Here is a 14,681-nt window from a genome sequence, read left to right on the forward strand (position 1 = left end):
TCTCGGTTTCCACCGTTTCGCGTGTTTGTGCCCGATCGGGACATCGCAAATCGCCAAATCGCACTGGCAAAGTCGTCCGGCATGGGCCATCTTGGGAGCAATGGCGGTCGCGCGTTCCACAGTTCTATCCCTGTCCCGACCGGACATCCTTTCAATTTTCCGGAATCCATCCAGGCAATGACCGATTACTCGAATCTTCCTTACCGCCCCTGTGTCGGGGTGATGCTGGTCAATGCCGACGGCAAAGTCTTCGTCGGCAAGCGCATCGACAACCGCGAAGGAGATTTCTGGCAGATGCCACAAGGCGGTGTCGACGAAGGCGAAGACCTCAAGGACGCGGCCCTGCGCGAGCTCTGGGAAGAGACCGGCGTCGCGCAGGACAAGGTCGTCATCCTCTCGCGCACCAAGGACGAACTGCTCTACGACCTGCCCGAGGAACTGCTCGGCAAGTTGTGGAAAGGCAAGTACCGCGGCCAGCGCCAGCACTGGTTCCTCGCCCGTTTCGAGGGCATCGATACGGACGTCGATCTCGATGCCCACGTGCCGGCCGAATTCTGCGAATGGAAGTGGATCGACGGCGAGCAGTTGCCCGAGCTCATCGTTCCTTTCAAGAAGCGCGTCTATCGCTCTGTTCTGGAAGAATTTCGCGCCCTGATCTGAGCATCGCGCACGCACGAGACGCCTGCAATCCCAGGCTCGACGAAACCCGCGCGGGGCAGGCCTTGCGCGGGTTTTCGCAACTCAGTTCTCGGTGACCTTGGGCTTGGCCGTCGCTTCCTCTGCGCTGGCCATTGCGGGGGTCGCGGGTCCCTTGGCGATGGCCGCCGCGACCTCGCGGGCCTGCGGACAGTCCCCGCCGCACAGCGTCTTGAGCCGCGCGAGGCTGAGCCCCGCCTTCTCGGTCGCGCCCTTCTCGGCCAGAGCCACGCCCTCGCCGGTCAGCGCATCGAGATTGCGCGGATCACTTTCGAGCGCGACGCGGTAATAGTGGATCGCCTTGCCCTGGAGGCCCTTCTTGCGCTCGGCATCCGCGAGCGCGACGAGCACCCGTGTGCTGCCCGGCGAAACCGCCAGCGCCGCCTCGAACGCGTTCACCGCATCGGCGGTGTCGCCGGCCGCCAGGCTCGCCTTGCCTTCGCCCAGCAACGTGACCGCGCGCGGATCAAGCGGCGCGGTCACCTGCGAATGGAGCATGCTCGAGGAGACGGCAACGGCAAGACAAAGGGCAGCGGCAACGGGCGTGTAACGCATCAAGAAGTCCTTGGCAGAGGTGTGTGTCCCCGACATTGCCCAAGGCTATCACAAGCGCTTGAAACGCGCGACGAAAAAGCCGTCGGTTCCATCGCTTTCGGGCGACAGGCGCAGCCCCAGTCCTCGCGGAGTTCCCGCCGGCAGTTCGATCGTGTCGGCGCGCCAGCCCGGATTGCGGGCAAGGAAGCCCTCGACCTGTTCGGCACCTTCGACGTCGAGCAGCGAACAGGTCACGAAGACAAGTCGCCCCTCCGGTTTCACCAGCGTCGCGGCAAGATCGAGCAGATGAGCCTGCGTTGCGGCGTAGCGCAGCAACTGCCGGTCGGTCAGGCGCCAGCGCGCCTCCGGATTGCGCCGCCAGGTGCCGGTCCCCGAACAGGGCGCATCGACCAGTACGGCATCGGCCTGGCCCACCAGTCCGGTGAGCGAGGCGGCCTCCTTGCCGGGGTTGAGCAGGATCGTCTCGATCGGGAAGGCCCCTGCCCGCTCGGCGCGCGGCGCGAGGCGCGAAAGCCGGGTGCGATCGCTGTCGCAAGCGACGAGCCGGCCCCGGTTCGCCATGCTCGCGGCAAGCGCGAGGGTTTTGCCCCCGGCACCCGCGCATAGATCGACGACCGTTTCGCCCGGCACCGCGCCAACCACCTCGCAGGTGAGCTGCGAGCCGGTGTCCTGCACTTCGATCGCACCGCGCGCATAAGCCTCGGTCGGCTCGATGCGGGTATCGGGAGGGTAACGCCAGCCGTGCGCGGCGGCGGTCTTCTCTCCGCCCTCGGGAAGGTCCTCGATCGCCCCGACAAGCGTGTTGAGGCGCACGTCGAGCGGCGCGCGGTCAAGCAGATGCGCCGCCGCCTCCGCGCTGACGCCGCTGCGCGCGAGCCTCGCCATCAGCCAGTCGGGCGCGGCTCCACGCCCTGCGACAGGCTCGTCGGGCGTGATCATCTCGGGCGCATGCCGCGTGCCGTCGAATAGAGCGGCGAGATCGGGGTTATCCTGGGCCACGCGCAACATCGCCGCGCGTCCCGAAACAGGGATCTCGCCGCAGACGCGGATCGCGCGGTACGTCAGCTCGCGCACCGCACGCCGGTCCTTGCTGCCCGCGAAACGGCGCGCGCGGAACCAGTCGGCGATGATGCGGTCCGCCGGCGCCCCATTGGCGCGGGCGGCCGCGATCACGCTATCGAGGATCTCGATCGCGGCCTGGACCCGGGCGGACGGCGTCATGGCCGCCCTCCTCAGCGGGTCGGGTAGTTCGGAGCCTCGCGGGTGATCGTCACGTCGTGGACGTGGCTTTCGCTAAGGCCCGCGCCGGTGATGCGGATGAACTTGGAGTTCTTGCGCAGATCCTCGATCGTCGCCGAGCCGGTGTAGCCCATCGCCGCCTTGATGCCGCCCACCAGCTGGTGGATGACGTCCTTGGCGGGGCCCTTGAATGCCACCTGGCCCTCGATGCCCTCCGGAACCAGCTTCATCTGGTCCTTGATGTCGCCCTGGAAGTAGCGGTCGGCCGAACCGCGGCCCATGGCGCCCACAGAGCCCATGCCGCGGTACGACTTGTAGGCGCGGCCCTGGTACAGGAAGGTTTCGCCCGGCGCTTCGGCGGTACCTGCCAGCATCGAGCCGACCATGACGGTCGAAGCGCCAGCGGCAAGCGCCTTGGCGGCGTCGCCCGAAGTGCGAAGGCCACCGTCACCGATCACGGGCACGCCCGACTTCTCGGCTTCCTCGGCGGCTTCCATGATCGCGGTGAGCTGCGGCACGCCAACACCCGCAACGATGCGCGTGGTGCAGATCGAGCCCGGGCCGATGCCGACCTTGACGCAATCGGCACCCGCATCGACGAGCGCGCGCGCGGCTTCGGCCGTCGCGACGTTGCCAGCGATGACCTGGGCCGAGTTGGAAAGCTTCTTCACCCGCTCGACCGCACGCGCGACGTCGGCGTTGTGGCCATGCGCGGTGTCGATCACGACGACGTCGCACTCGGCATCGATCAGCGCTTCGGTGCGGGCGAAGCCCTTGTCACCCACCGTGGTCGCCGCCGCGACGCGCAGGCGACCCGCGCTGTCCTTGGTGGCATCGGGATAGGTCACGGCCTTCTCGATGTCCTTGACGGTGATCAGGCCCACGCAGCGGAAAGCATCGTCGACGACGAGCAGCTTCTCGATGCGGCGGGCGTGGAGCAGGCGGCGCGCCTCGTCCTGGCTGACGCCCGTCGTAACCGTCGCGAGGTTCTCGTGGGTCATCAGCTCGCGCACGGGCTGCATCAGGTTGGCGGCAAAGCGCACATCGCGGTTCGTGAGGATGCCGACCAGCTTGCCGCTGCCTTCGACCACGGGAATGCCGCTGATCTTGTGCATCTGCATGAGCGCCTGGGCATCACCCAGCGTCGCGTCGGGCGCAATCGTGATCGGGTTGACGACCATCCCGCTCTCGAAGCGCTTGACCGCGCGGACCGCCGCACACTGCTCTTCGATGTTAAGGTTGCGGTGGAGCACGCCGATGCCGCCGAGCTGCGCCATGACAATCGCCATGTCGGCTTCGGTCACGGTGTCCATCGCCGAGGAAATGACGGGAATGTTGAGGCCGATGTCGCGCGTCAGACGCGTGCGGGTATCCGCCTGATTGGGGACGATGTCGGACTTCGCGGGACGAAGAAGTACGTCGTCAAAGGTAAGTCCGAGCTGGATATCCATGTGCGCCACCGTAGCCTTTGGGGAGATTCGTGGCGGCCCATGTAACCAAGTGGTGCGCCTAGGGCTAGTGGGCAACTGAGGTTCTTTGGGTGTCCGATGGGCAAGTGGCCACGAATTTTGCGCACGTTCCGCCCACGCGAGGCCCCGCCAGCCCCCTTCCTCGGGTCTATTTCGTATCGGGTCGAGGCGCCGGACGGTTGCGGGCATCGCCGAACCAGCGGCCAAGCGCGGCAAGCATGCGCACGTCGTCCATCTCGCCCCCCAGCTCCAGCCCATGCGAGAGATCGTCGCTCGGGCGGTGGTAATTGGTATCGTAATAGCGGCGCATGTCGTCCATGTCGCCATAGGCCGTGGTCACCATGACCGCAGGAATGTCGTGCTGCAACAGGGCCCAGCCGTCCTGGCGGCGCACGAATTCATTGGCCGCATCGCTGTCCAGCAGGCGCAGGCCTTCCTTGTGCGCGACCTTGGCGATATCCGCGTCGAGCCCGGTCATGCCCTTGCCCACGATCGCGAAGGGCGTGCCCTTGGGCGCGATCGCATCCGAATCGATGTTGAAGGCCGCCACGATCTGCTCGAGCGGGACTGGCGGGTCCTCGGCAAAGGCGTGGGCACCGAGCAACCCGAGCTCCTCCGCGGTGGTCGATAGGAAATAGACGTCCCGATCGAGCGGCGGCCCCTTGGCAAGCTGGCGCGCAACTTCGGTCAGCGCCGCGACGCCGCTCGCATTGTCGATCGCGCCATTGCAGATGAGGTCCTCGGCCGGAGCCTCCCCGCAAGTCCCGAAATGGTCCCAATGCGCCACGAACAGGACCGCTCCGGCCTCGGGGTGCAAACCGCGCAGCTTGCCGACCAGATTGTGGGTGTGGATCGTGGTCGATCGCGTGGTGGCCTCGAGCGATGCGGTCAACCCCAGCGTCATCGGCTGGAAATCGGCGCGCCTGGACGCAGCTTCGAGCGAGCGCAGCGTATCGGGCAGCCCGGCCAGCATCGCTTCCATCGACGCTGCGCTGATGAAAGCCTCGAGATCACCTCCGGTCGAATCCTGGGCCAGCGCGTAGCCCGAGCGATTGCGCCGCGCCACGATCTCGTCGAAACTGCGCGCACCGTCGAGTACCGTCAGCACCGCCGCCGCCCCCATGGCAAGGAACGCGTTCTGGCGACCACCGAGCGCCGCATCGGTCTCGTCGCTGCCGTCGAGCAGGACCACGATACGCCCTGCCAGCTGGTTGCGCGTCAGGGCCTCGGCGGCAAGATTGCCCACGAACAGGAGCGGCGCCCGCCGAACCATGCCGCGCTTGCCCGAGGTCAGCACGAGCATCTCGGACGGGACCAGCGGTGCACGCGCACTCTTGCGGTAGAACTGCGACGACGAGGTGGCGGGCTCGCGCGCAACCAGCGTGACGGGGGAGAACCACTCGTTCGCCGGATCGTTGGTGCCCGAGACAAGCCCAATGTCGAACCATTGCCGCCCGAGATAACGTAAGGTCTTGGCCTCGCCGTCGGTCCCGGGCTCACGTCCGCCGAAATCGTCGCTGGCCAGCACTTCGATGTGGTGACGCAGGCGCGCCTCGAGCCCGCGATCGTTCTTGCGCGAAGCCGCCTCCGCGCTCGCCCCGCCGACCAGTGCGAGCAAAGCGGCCGCGGACGCGATCAGGCACCGGCGCGTCGGCGCCGGGCGCCCCCACCGATTTCCAGCGAATTGCGTGCAGAACGAGAGTACGGACAACGATGAATCAGCTTGCTGTGGACACGGCTCGCCGCCGCGAAGCGGTCATTGCACAAGGCAGAGCGTTCCCGCAACGTCAGACTGTGCTGAAAACGCCACTTCGTCGCATTGCCTCCCGATGGAGCGGTGCAATCGTTTTGAAGGGAACCGGGACGCCACTCGGGATTTTCCCTCAACCGCCAAATCGTCTAGGTCGGACAGGTCGCCCGTGCGGGGCGCGCCTGAATCCATCAGGCCAGTCATCATAGGGGGCACCGATCATGCGGCTCAACCGGTTCGATCCCAACTCCATCCGCGTGCGCAGCGAGGGCGGCGGCGGCGGTTTTCCCGGCGGTGGTGGCGGGAAGCTGGGCTGTGGCTCGCTCATCATCGTGGTGATCGCGGCGCTCGTCTTCGGGGTCGATCCCGGCCAGATGCTCGGCACGCTCGAGGACGTCCAGCAGCAGATGCCAAGCCAGCCTGCCCAGCCCCGGGCCGGTTCGAACGATGCCGAGACGGTCTGCACGCAGAACGCCTATGCGCTCGAGGCCTGCAACGCGCTTTCCTCGCTCGATGCCACCTGGAAGCCGATCTTCCAGCAGGCGGGCGCCCGCTTCGAACAGCCCGAGCTCCACTTCTACACCGCACAGGTACGTTCGGGCTGCGGTGCGGCGCAAAGCGCGATGGGGCCGTTCTATTGCCCCGCCGACGAGGGCATCTACATCGACACCAGCTTCTACGACCAGCTCGAACGCCAGCTCGGCGCCAAGGGCGATTTCGCGCGCTACTACGTGATCGCTCATGAGTACGGGCACCATGTCCAGAAGATGACCGGGATCGAAGCGCAAGTGCGCCGCGCGCAGAGCGCCAACCCCGCAAGGGCCAATGCACTCCAGGTCCGGATGGAACTCCAGGCGGACTGCTATGCCGGCGTCTGGGCCGGGCGCAACCGCGACCGCATCGAGCCGGGCGACATGGAGGAAGGCCTCACCGCCGCCAGCGCCATCGGCGACGACACCCTGCTGCGCAACGCAGGGCAAAGCGTGAACCCCGAGAAGTTCACCCACGGCACCAGCGCGCAGCGCATGGAGTGGCTCAAGCGCGGGCTCGAGAGCGGGAACGAGGACAGCTGTGATACGTTCGGATCATCGTAAGGGGTTTACGAAACCCCGCCTTCAAAAATGACATCGCGCGCCGCCCCCGGGCCCTCGATCCGGACGCTCGACGCGCACCGTGGAGACCGATGATGCCCTTGCCTGCCCGTTCCCTGCTGTCCTGCCTTGCCATCGTCACGCTGCCCCTCGCGCAGCCGGCGCTCGCCCGCCAGGACAGCCAGGACAAGGAGCCGATCACCAAGAACGATCCCTCCGCGCTCGACATTGCCAAGACCCCGGTCACCGACCTCAATCTCGACGGGAAAGAAATCCCGGCGGTCCTCGTCAAGGCGAGCCAGAATCCGTACGACCTCACCGGCCTCAAATCCTGCAAGCAGATTTCCGATGCGGTTCAGGAACTGTTCCTCGTGCTCGGGCCCGACGTCGACATCCCCCAGGAGCAGCGCGATCGCATCAGCGCGGCGCGCGTGGCCAAGTGGGTGGTTTCCTCGTTCATTCCCTTTCGCGGTTTGATCCGCGAGATTTCGGGGGCAAACGATCGCGAACGCAAGATCCGCGCGGCGATCCAGGCGGGCATGACCCGGCGCGGGTTTCTGAAGGGCATCGGCTCCTCGCGTGGCTGCGCCTACCCTGCGGCTCCTGCCACCGCTGCGGACATCGTGCGCATCGAAGCCGAACTCGACAGGGTCGAGGCCGAGCACAAGTCCGACGACGACAAGAACCAGAGCAAGGCTGGCGACAAGGACGATAATCGCCGCCGCGAAACGGATGAGCGGCAAGGGCAGGAGCGTACCAGCAAGGGCGTTCCCATCGTCAACGAACCGGTCGTTCAGCCGATCGGCTGACCGAGCGAACGAACACCTTTCAGTCGCGCTCGTAACCCTTGCGCGCCTCAGCGATCTCGTTGTCGATGTCGGCAAGCGCCTCGGCGCGGGCCTCGCCTTCAAGCCCCTTGTGCGCCGCCACGCTCGCGCGTGCACGCTCGAGAGCGGCCAGCGTGATCCGGGCGGTCGAAGTCGGCGCGCCGGTGCAGATCACCTGGCTCTGTCCGTTGCGCCCCGAAGAATTGCGCGGGGAATCCACCGCGCAGCGGCTGTCGATGACCATTTCCTGCATGATCGCGCGTCCGCCCTCGCCTCCGGCCTGCGAGATCCGGATGGTCTGGACCTTGCCCCCGTGCGAGGTGAACTCCTCGACCTTGGGTGCATGGGCCAGCGCCTGCTGCACCATCTGTTCGATCTGCGCCCCTTCGATACCGGCACGGCGTGCCTCGGCCACGGCGCGCGCGGCTTCGCTGCGGGCACGGACAGCTTCACCACGGGCGCGCGCAGCTTCACCCTGGGCGCGGGAGGCTTCGCCGCGAATGCGCGCAGCTTCGCCTTGGGCGCGGGCGGCTTCGCTGCGGGCACGGGCGGCCTCGGCGCTGGACCTCTCGCCATTGATGGCGGGAGGCACGGGCGGAACCGGCGGAACTGGCGGCAAGGGAGCAGCCAGCGGCAAGCGCGCAAGCGGTGCAGCGGCGAGGTTCGGCTCGGGCGCCGGCGGTGCAGGCGGCGTGGGTGCCGGAGGCGCGCTCGGCGCATCGGTCGGCAACACCGGCACCGGAGGGACCGGGGGCACGCCGTCGATCGTCTCGGGCTCGCCGTCGAAAGCGGCATAGCTGACCGTCGCGGTCATCGGCACGGCAACGAACGCGAGCGCGAAGAGGCTGCGCCCGGCAACCTTGCGCCAACCTGGCACCTCGCTGCGGCGCAGCGCCTTGAGCCGCTGGATGATCGGCTTGTCGCCCGAAAGCCCGCCCGCCATCGGCGCCCCCAGCGTCAACTGGCCACGTCCCGCAAACGAGGCGATAAGCTGGCCATAGCGCGCCTTCTCGGCTCTCTCGCACCCGGCGACGACACGCGCATCGCAGGCGGCTTCCTGGTCGCCGCGCATGGCGCGCCAGGCTGCCCAGCCCAGCGGATTGAACCAGTGCAGCGCGAAGAGCGGCTGCATCGCCATGATCGCGAGGAGATCGCCTCCCGCATGGTGCTCGAGTTCATGGGCTATCGCGAAGTCGGAACTTTCCGAATCCACGCTGGCGAGGAATCCGAGTGGCAGCGCCACGACCTTGTCGAACACCCCGAAGGCGAGCGGTGCGCCCGCGAGCGGGCTCTCGACGATCCGCACCCGTCCGGAGGTCGCCACCACCCGCGCATCGCGCAGGATCTGACGCCGCATCATCTGGTAGTTCCAGGTGCGCCAGACGAGGAACGCAAGCGCTCCTCCCAACCAGAGGGCCATCAAGAGGTTCGTCCAAGGCAATGTGGCGAGCGCATCTCCAGCCGTTGGCGCCGAAACCGGAGGCGTCGTCGCCAAGGGAGCAAGGTCCGGGCTCAACGCGGCCGGAGCAAGTCCCTCGGTAACGGCCGGCGCCACCTCGCTCGCCGCCGCGCGGGTCTGTTCGACCCCGACGTGCAGTCCCGAGAGCCAGTGCGTAGGCGCCAGGGCGCGCGGCAACGACAGCGGCGGCATCACCAGCCGCACGAAAGGAAGCAACCACAAGGCATAGGCCGCCTGGGTACCGAACCACTGCGCCACCGGGCGGCGCGCGAGCAGCACCAGCGTCATCAGGACACCGGTCATCACGAAGGTATCGATCAGCCAATCGGTCATGATTTCAGCTCCTTGAGCAGGGCTTCGATTTCGGCAATGTCCTTGTCGGAAAGGGCTTCGGCCTGGGCCAGATGCGCAAAGAGCGGCGCCGCCCTGCCCCCGAACAGCCGGTCGACAAGACGGCGGCTCTCGGTGCCGACATAGTCCGCGCGCGCCATCGCCGGGCTGTAGAGAAAACGCTTGCCGTCGCGCTCGGTGGTGAGCGCCTGCTTGGTGACCAGACGCGCCAGCAGGGTCTTGACGGTGGGAAGCGACCAGCCCTTCGCCTCGCACACTTGCGCGCAGACATCCTGCGCCGATTGCGGCGCTTCACGCCAGAGCACTTCCATCACGGCGTGCTCGGCTTCGGAAATGCGATCGGGCGTATCGGGCTTTTCGGACGCATCGGCCAAGGGAACGACTCCATCGTTTACACATGTAAACGACTACGCCTGTAAACAGGACAAGACAAGTCCCGCGACGTCGCCGGGCGGATACGGTATGCCGTTCGTCGATCCGACGACTATCCACAGTGTCTCACATCAGCGAGCGGATACCGCGCGAGAGTTTGCGCATGCCCAGCGCCAGCGCCACCAGGAACACCCCGCGTACGACGAAGCTGATCATCAGGATCACGGCGAGAAACGCGAGCCCCGTCGCCAGCGAAGAGAACAGCAGAACCAGCCCCAGGACGAGGTCGAGCAAGCCCATGAACAGGCGCCAGCCCCGGTCATGCTCGGCCTTCAAGGCCCAGACGACCTGGATCACGCCCGAAACCGCGAGCCAGGCCCCGATCGCCCAAACCAGCGACATCGCTCCCGCAACCGGGTTGAACAGCGCGAAGCCCCCGGCGATCAGCGCGATCACGCCAAGCGCGATCTCCAGCCAGCGCGCGCGCTGCGAGAGCGAGGTCGCGCCCGCTGCAATCGCCGCGATGCCATAGAAGACAAGAGTGAGCCCCACCATCAGTCCGGTCGCTACCCCGGCCACCACAGGGTTGGTGACCACGATCAGGCCGAAAACGAGCAACAGGACACCATAGGCGAGGACCCAGGGCCAGGCCTTGCCCGGCGCATGCGCCAGCGCGCCGAGCAAGGGATCCTTCTCGACGTCGGGGGTCAGCATCGGATCGATCGTTTCGCGTTCCATGGCATCATCCTTTGGGTGCGCCGCGCACGCGCGCGTGCCGGTCAGGGTTTCGACCCGAGGATGCGCTCCGAACCGCTCCCAGGGCATAAGGTGAAACACCTAGAGCATGCCGGAAGTTGCCGTCTTCAGAGACTTTTCATCGGCAAAACGCGGTTAACGCGGCCCCACTAAGTCCCATGCAAAGAGGGCCGCCTCTTGCGAGACGGCCCTCCTTTCGATTTTGGTTATCCGACTTCGCGGATCAGTACACGCGCGCCTTGGGCTTGATGTACTCGACGTCGTCGGTCAGCGTGAACTCGTGCACCGGACGGTAGTCGAGGCGAACTTCGCCGCCCTTGCCGCCCCAGCCGTTGAACCAGGCGGCGGTGTGCTTCATCCAGTTCGCGTCGTCGCGGTTGGGGAAGTCCTCGTGCGCGTGGGCGCCGCGGCTTTCCTTGCGGTTGTGCGCGCCGTGCAGCGTCACGGTCGCCTGGCTGATGAGGTTGTCCAGCTCCATCGTCTCGATGAGGTCGGAGTTCCAGATCAGGCCACGGTCCGAAACATGGATGTCTTCCATCTTCTTGTACGTGACGGCGAGCTTTTCCTTGCCCTCGGCCATCAGCTCGTCGGTACGGAACACGGCGGCGTGACCCGACATCGTGCGCTGCATCTCGGTGCGGATCTCGGCCGTGGGCGTGCCACCCTTGGCGTTGCGGAAGTGATCGAGGCGGGTAAGCGCCAGGTCCGCCGAATCCTTGGGCAGGTCCGGAGCCGCCGAAGCCGGGTCGACCAGCTCCTTGAGACGGTGACCGGCCGCGCGGCCGAACACGACAAGGTCGATCAGCGAGTTCGAGCCCAGGCGGTTCGCGCCGTGAACCGAGACGCAAGCCGCCTCGCCCACCGCGAAGAGGCCGGGGACGACCGTCTCGGGGTTGCCATCGGCGCCGATCGTCATGACCTCGCCGTGGTAGTTGGTCGGAATGCCGCCCATGTTGTAGTGGACGGTCGGAACCACGGGGAGCGGCTGGCGGGTCAGGTCGACACCGGCAAAGATCTTGCCGCTCTCGGTGATGCCCGGAAGACGCTCGGCCAGCACCTTGGGATCGATGTGATCGAGGTGCAGGTAGATGTGGTCCTTGTGCGGGCCGACGCCGCGGCCTTCGCGGATTTCCATGGCCATCGAACGCGAGACGACGTCACGCGAGGCAAGGTCCTTGGCCGAGGGCGCGTAGCGCTCCATGAAGCGCTCGCCTTCGGAGTTGGTGAGGTAGCCACCCTCGCCGCGCGCACCTTCGGTAATCAGCACGCCCGCGCCGTAGATGCCGGTCGGGTGGAACTGGACGAACTCCATGTCCTGCATGCACAGCCCGGCGCGCAGAACCATGCCGCCGCCATCGCCGGTGCAGGTGTGCGCCGAAGTCGCGGTGAAGTAGCTGCGGCCATAGCCACCGGTCGCGAGCACCACGGCCTTCGAGCGGAAGCGGTGGATCGAGCCATCGTCCATGCACAGGGCGATCACGCCCACGCACTTGCCGTTGTCCATGATCAGGTCGATCGCGAAGTACTCGATGAAGAAGTCCGCGTCGTACTTCAGCGACTGCTGGTAGAGCGCGTGCAGCATGGCGTGACCGGTACGGTCGGCCGCGGCGCAAGTGCGCTGGACCGGCGGGCCTTCACCCATGTTCTGCATGTGGCCACCGAACGGACGCTGGTAGATCGTGCCGTCCGCGTTGCGGCTGAAGGGCACGCCGGCGTGCTCGAGCTCGTAGACCGCGGCGGGCGCTTCGCGCACCATGTATTCGATCGCGTCCTGGTCGCCCAACCAGTCCGACCCCTTGACGGTGTCGTACATGTGCCAGGTCCAGTGGTCGGGCGTGTTGTTCTTGAGGCTTGCCGCGATGCCGCCCTGCGCCGCCACGGTGTGGCTACGGGTGGGGAACACCTTGGTGATGCACGCGGTTTTGAGGCCAGCTTCGGCCGAGCCCATCGTGGCGCGAAGGCCCGAGCCGCCCGCGCCGACGACGACGGTGTCGTAAACGTGGTCGATGATCTTGTAGGCGGGACCAGTCTTATCCTGGGTCATTCAATCAGGCTCCCAGCGCGAGGCGAAGGACGCACAGGACGCCGAAGGCGGCGCCTGCGAATACGGCGAAGTTGAGCGCGACGAGGCACGCGAACTTGGTGCCGTGGTCGTGGACGTAGTCTTCCATCATGACCTGGACGCCAAGGCGAGCGTGCCAGAAGGTCGAGATGATGAGCAGCGCCATCGCGATGGCCGGGACCGGCTTGGACAGCCAGGCTTCGACCGAGATGTAGCTGAGGTCGCCGAGCAGCAGGATCGAGACGGCGAGCCAGATCAGCAGGAAGAGGTTGCCGACCGCGGTGAAGCGCTGGGTCAGCCAGTGATGCGCGCCGTGCTTGGCCGAGCCGAGGCCGCGCACGCGGCCGATGGAGGTTCCGTTACCCATGGTGCTTGTCCTTCCTCAGCGCAGCAGCAGGATCGCCCAGAAGGCGATGGTGAGAACGACACCGAGCACGGTGGTGAGGATCGACCAGGTGCGGTTGCCCTTGAGTTCGAAACCCGCGCCGATGTCGAGCACGAAGTGGCGAAGGCCGCTCATCATGTGGTTGAAGAAGCACCAGCTGATGCCGACCAGCACGACGTAGCCGGGGATCGAGGTCATGCACTCGACCAGCTGCGCATAAGCAGCCGGGCCACTGGCGAGCGCGCCCAGCCACCACAGCAGCAGCGCGAGTCCGACCACGAGGCCATGCCCGCTCACGCGGTGCATGATCGAGACGAACATATGCGGCCCCCAGCGCCAGATCTGGAGGTGCGGCGATAACGGACGGTTCTTGCTACCGGCGGTGGCCATGTCCTTGCGAATCCCCTTGCCTGCGGCAGCCCTGTGCGCTGCCCTAGTCGAAGTCCCCTTAGTCATTTCGTTGCAGCGCGCAAGTTCCACGCGCGCCCGGCGCGCCGTTGAATGAAGGAATTGTGCCGCAGCGCAGCGGCAAGTTTCGCATGCGCACTCCCGCTCGGCGCATTCGCGACGTACCGTCCGGCGCATCCGCGCCTTCGCGTGTCGTATCACCCTACCTGCCTCCCGACTGGACAGCCGCCTCGCCAGCGCCTAGGCGCGCGATGGTGATGGTGGCTCCCTCCCGGGGGCTCCCCCGAGCGACGAGACAGGATTGCCCCCGTGAGCTGGAAGATTACCGCCTTCGCCGACCGTGCCACCATCGAGCACGCGCTGATCGCGCACGAAGATGCCCTGGACTGGGATCCGGAAATCGTGATCTCGGGATGCGAAGTCGCCGAGGACAAGCCCGACGACTGGCGGCTCGATGCCTGGCTCGATCACAAGCCGCGCAAGGCCGACACGAACGCGCTCGCCGCCTTGTTTTCCGGCAAGGCACCGAGCTTCCATGTCGAAGAACTGCCCGAGACCGACTGGCTGGTCTCGAGCCAGCAGGACCTCGAACCGATCCGCGCCGGCATCTTCCACGTCCACACCCCCGATCATCCCGCGATCGAGGAGCCGGGGATGGTCGACTTCACCATCCCGGCCAGCCAGGCCTTCGGCACCGGCCAGCACGCCACCACGGCGGGCTGCCTCGCGATGCTCACCCACATGAAGCGCCAGGGCGTGATCGTGCGCAATTGTGCCGACATCGGCACCGGAACGGGCCTGCTCGCCTTCGCCGCGCTCGCGCTTTGGCCGCGCACGATCGCCACCGCCAGCGACATCGACGCGGTCTGTCCGGCGGTGGTGGAAAGCAATGCCAAGCTCAACGGGATCACCATGGGCGAAGGCAACGGCGAACTGGTCATGACCGTCGCGGCCGGAATGGATCACCCCCTGCTTCACGCGCGTGGGCCCTACGACCTGATCATGGCCAACATCCTGGCGGGTCCGCTGGTTTCGCTCGCCCCCGATTTCGGCCCGGCACTCGTCCCCGGCGGCCACCTCGTGCTGGCCGGCCTGCTCGAGACCCAGGAACCGGCGGTGCGGCAGGCCTGCCAGCGCGCGGGACTGCGCTTGGCCGCGCGCATGGTCAATGGCGACTGGTCGATCCTGTGGCTGCGCAAACGGCGCAACTGGTCCGCCATCTGACGGGCCGAACCTGATCGGGCCCGCCCGACCGGGTACC

At 66.7% G+C, this 14,681-nt stretch carries 14 protein-coding genes; 4 read left to right on the forward strand and 10 right to left on the reverse strand.

Going from position 1 to position 14,681, the window contains the following annotated elements; all coding sequences use genetic code 11:
- Positions 1-177 precede the first annotated feature (177 nt).
- Entirely contained in the window at positions 178-660 is a 483-nt protein-coding gene (locus HT136_RS08605) for an RNA pyrophosphohydrolase (RefSeq protein ID WP_214199339.1), read from the forward strand.
- An 81-nt stretch (positions 661-741) separates the two neighbouring features.
- Here HT136_RS08605 and HT136_RS08610 read toward each other — a convergent pair whose 3' ends face one another.
- The 4 genes from HT136_RS08610 to HT136_RS08625 form a co-directional block, all read right to left on the reverse strand.
- Positions 742-1,251: a tetratricopeptide repeat protein gene (locus HT136_RS08610; protein ID WP_246543481.1), complete on the reverse strand. Its 510-nt coding sequence runs from the start codon at positions 1,249-1,251 to the stop codon at positions 742-744.
- A gap of 48 nt (positions 1,252-1,299) precedes the next feature.
- Positions 1,300-2,472 carry an RsmB/NOP family class I SAM-dependent RNA methyltransferase gene (locus tag HT136_RS08615; protein WP_214199343.1) on the reverse strand — a complete coding sequence of 391 codons (1,173 nt, stop codon included), beginning with the start codon at positions 2,470-2,472 and terminating at the stop codon, positions 1,300-1,302.
- Between the two features lie 11 nt (positions 2,473-2,483).
- A complete protein-coding gene (gene guaB, locus HT136_RS08620) occupies positions 2,484-3,941 on the reverse strand; it encodes an IMP dehydrogenase (RefSeq protein WP_214199345.1) in 1,458 nt (485 codons plus the stop codon).
- 166 nt (positions 3,942-4,107) lie between these two features.
- On the reverse strand, positions 4,108-5,577 hold the full coding sequence (locus tag HT136_RS08625; RefSeq protein ID WP_246543482.1) for a M28 family peptidase: 1,470 nt from the start codon (positions 5,575-5,577) through the stop codon (positions 4,108-4,110).
- Positions 5,578-5,930: 353 nt separating this feature from the next.
- Here HT136_RS08625 and ypfJ point away from each other — a divergent pair, with 353 nt between their 5' ends.
- A complete protein-coding gene (ypfJ, locus tag HT136_RS08630; RefSeq protein WP_214199347.1) occupies positions 5,931-6,803 on the forward strand; it encodes a KPN_02809 family neutral zinc metallopeptidase in 873 nt (290 codons plus the stop codon).
- A gap of 98 nt (positions 6,804-6,901) precedes the next feature.
- The gene (locus tag HT136_RS08635; RefSeq protein ID WP_246543483.1) at positions 6,902-7,609 is read left to right on the forward strand and encodes a hypothetical protein; all 708 of its coding nucleotides are present in this window, start codon (positions 6,902-6,904) and stop codon (positions 7,607-7,609) included.
- 19 nt (positions 7,610-7,628) lie between these two features.
- Here the strand turns inward: HT136_RS08635 and HT136_RS08640 are convergent, their stop codons facing one another.
- The 6 genes from HT136_RS08640 to sdhC form a co-directional block, all read right to left on the reverse strand.
- Entirely contained in the window at positions 7,629-9,419 is a 1,791-nt protein-coding gene (locus tag HT136_RS08640; protein WP_214199350.1) for a M56 family metallopeptidase, read from the reverse strand.
- Entirely contained in the window at positions 9,416-9,811 is a 396-nt protein-coding gene (locus HT136_RS08645; protein ID WP_214199352.1) for a BlaI/MecI/CopY family transcriptional regulator, read from the reverse strand. Before HT136_RS08645 ends, HT136_RS08640 begins: the two co-directional genes overlap by 4 nt.
- Positions 9,812-9,935: 124 nt before the next feature.
- Positions 9,936-10,547: an HdeD family acid-resistance protein gene (locus tag HT136_RS08650; RefSeq protein WP_214199355.1), complete on the reverse strand. Its 612-nt coding sequence runs from the start codon at positions 10,545-10,547 to the stop codon at positions 9,936-9,938.
- A 241-nt stretch (positions 10,548-10,788) separates the two neighbouring features.
- Complete coding sequence (gene sdhA, locus HT136_RS08655; RefSeq protein ID WP_214199357.1) at positions 10,789-12,609, reverse strand: succinate dehydrogenase flavoprotein subunit; 1,821 nt, start codon at positions 12,607-12,609, stop codon at positions 10,789-10,791.
- A gap of 4 nt (positions 12,610-12,613) precedes the next feature.
- Positions 12,614-12,994, reverse strand: a complete 381-nt coding sequence (gene sdhD, locus HT136_RS08660; protein ID WP_214199359.1) for a succinate dehydrogenase, hydrophobic membrane anchor protein — start codon at positions 12,992-12,994, stop codon at positions 12,614-12,616.
- A 15-nt stretch (positions 12,995-13,009) separates the two neighbouring features.
- The gene (gene sdhC, locus HT136_RS08665) at positions 13,010-13,402 is read right to left on the reverse strand and encodes a succinate dehydrogenase, cytochrome b556 subunit (RefSeq protein ID WP_214199361.1); all 393 of its coding nucleotides are present in this window, start codon (positions 13,400-13,402) and stop codon (positions 13,010-13,012) included.
- 327 nt (positions 13,403-13,729) lie between these two features.
- Here sdhC and HT136_RS08670 point away from each other — a divergent pair, with 327 nt between their 5' ends.
- Positions 13,730-14,644, forward strand: a complete 915-nt coding sequence (locus HT136_RS08670; RefSeq protein WP_214199363.1) for a 50S ribosomal protein L11 methyltransferase — start codon at positions 13,730-13,732, stop codon at positions 14,642-14,644.
- The last annotated feature ends 37 nt before the right edge of the window (positions 14,645-14,681 follow it).

The sequence above is a fragment of the Novosphingobium profundi genome, from assembly GCF_018491765.1.
Lineage (GTDB): Bacteria > Pseudomonadota > Alphaproteobacteria > Sphingomonadales > Sphingomonadaceae > Novosphingobium > Novosphingobium profundi.

Bases quoted from the DNA above. Each gene is read 5' to 3' on its own strand.
- HT136_RS08605 (WP_214199339.1), top strand. From the start codon at position 178: ATGACCGATTACTCGAATCTTCCTTACCGCCCCTGTGTCGGGGTGATG.
- HT136_RS08610 (WP_246543481.1), bottom strand. From the start codon at position 1,251: ATGCGTTACACGCCCGTTGCCGCTGCCCTTTGTCTTGCCGTTGCCGTC.
- HT136_RS08615 (WP_214199343.1), bottom strand. From the start codon at position 2,472: ATGACGCCGTCCGCCCGGGTCCAGGCCGCGATCGAGATCCTCGATAGC.
- guaB (WP_214199345.1), bottom strand. From the start codon at position 3,941: ATGGATATCCAGCTCGGACTTACCTTTGACGACGTACTTCTTCGTCCC.
- ypfJ (WP_214199347.1), top strand. From the start codon at position 5,931: ATGCGGCTCAACCGGTTCGATCCCAACTCCATCCGCGTGCGCAGCGAG.
- HT136_RS08640 (WP_214199350.1), bottom strand. From the start codon at position 9,419: ATGACCGATTGGCTGATCGATACCTTCGTGATGACCGGTGTCCTGATG.
- HT136_RS08650 (WP_214199355.1), bottom strand. From the start codon at position 10,547: ATGGAACGCGAAACGATCGATCCGATGCTGACCCCCGACGTCGAGAAG.
- sdhA (WP_214199357.1), bottom strand. From the start codon at position 12,609: ATGACCCAGGATAAGACTGGTCCCGCCTACAAGATCATCGACCACGTT.
- sdhD (WP_214199359.1), bottom strand. From the start codon at position 12,994: ATGGGTAACGGAACCTCCATCGGCCGCGTGCGCGGCCTCGGCTCGGCC.
- sdhC (WP_214199361.1), bottom strand. From the start codon at position 13,402: ATGGCCACCGCCGGTAGCAAGAACCGTCCGTTATCGCCGCACCTCCAG.